Here is a 1026-nt window from a genome sequence, read left to right as displayed (position 1 = left end):
TGGTGCAGGCGGGGTAGGAGAGGGCCTCGAGTCCGCAGCCGAGCGTGTCGATCAGGCAGTTGCGTGCCGTTTCGAGCGCAAGCGTGCTGTCGACCTTGTAGTTCAGCACGTAGTCGACGATATCGGTGAGGACTTTGTCCGGATCGGGACGGACGTTTGAAATCGGTGCGGACATCGAGGCTTCCTTTGCGGCTACCTAAGGTTGTTGCTTAAGGTGTTCCCTGAGGTTGTTCCTTGAGGTTGTTCTCTCAGATTGGTTCCTGAGGGAACTCCCTGACGCGATTACTGTGCCTTGTTGATGGCGTTCGACTGCGTCGGAGCCGGCGCGCCTTGCATCATCGCGGCGGTCTTGCACTCGTCGGCCAGACGCGAGCCGTCCTTGTCGGAGAACAGCATCGCCTTGGTCGGAATCACGACCACATCAAGGCCGCTTGCCGCGTCGTGGAAGCGGTCGGCACCGGTCGTCGTGTTTTCGCGCGGCAGACTGTAGTTCTTGTTCGCCCAGTGCACGGTGACGATCTGGTCGCGCTTCATATCGCCTTTCATTTCGAACGACAGGCCTTCATTACAGGACCACTTTTCCGAACCTTCCGGGATCGGATCGACCTTCGCTTCCTTTTCCGGATTCGGCTTGCGCTTGATCAGGCGCTTCGGTTGCGGGGCCTTGGCCTTTGCAGCGGGTTTTTTCGTTGCGGTACTCCCCGACTCCTGCGCGGAGGCGTTCTCCGCGGTGACCAGCAGCGTCGAAGACAGTGCGCCGACAACGGCAGCGATCAGCAGCTTTTTCATGACAATTGAACCTTTCTATCTAATATCGATTAATCGTGCGCGGCTGGCTGGAACCAAGCCGCCCGGGGTGACTGCACGCTCCCCGAATGCGCACAGCGGACGCTATTTTCTCCTATTTAGCGCCGCGAACTTCAAATTCTCGGGTCCAGTGTAATTTGCGCTGGGCCGGATGATCTTGTTGTCGATGCGCTGCTCGATGATGTGCGCGCTCCAGCCGCTGGTGCGCGAGATCACAAA

General features: G+C 58.6%; 3 protein-coding genes. All 3 read right to left on the bottom strand.

What is annotated here, in order from left to right; translation table 11 throughout:
* Nucleotides 1-175, bottom strand: a 175-nt coding sequence (locus BX592_RS33665; protein WP_208328026.1) for an MmgE/PrpD family protein, incomplete at its 3' end; no start/stop codon positions are given.
* Between the two features lie 107 nt (nucleotides 176-282).
* Nucleotides 283-789 carry a hypothetical protein gene (locus BX592_RS33660; RefSeq protein ID WP_134197640.1) on the bottom strand — a complete coding sequence of 169 codons (507 nt, stop codon included), beginning with the start codon at nucleotides 787-789 and terminating at the stop codon, nucleotides 283-285.
* A 102-nt stretch (nucleotides 790-891) separates the two neighbouring features.
* Nucleotides 892-1026 (bottom strand): citrate/2-methylcitrate synthase (locus tag BX592_RS33655; RefSeq protein WP_279589224.1); only part of this gene is annotated, 135 nt, incomplete at its 5' end.

The organism is Paraburkholderia rhizosphaerae (assembly GCF_004366595.1).
Taxonomy (GTDB): Bacteria; Pseudomonadota; Gammaproteobacteria; order Burkholderiales; family Burkholderiaceae; genus Paraburkholderia; species Paraburkholderia rhizosphaerae.
The sequence above is the reverse complement of the archived record's forward strand: the minus strand, read 5'-3'. Positions and strand labels throughout refer to the sequence as shown.

Coding starts and splice junctions, on each gene's coding strand:
- BX592_RS33660 (WP_134197640.1), bottom strand. CDS start 789: ATGAAAAAGCTGCTGATCGCTGCCGTTGTCGGCGCACTGTCTTCGACG.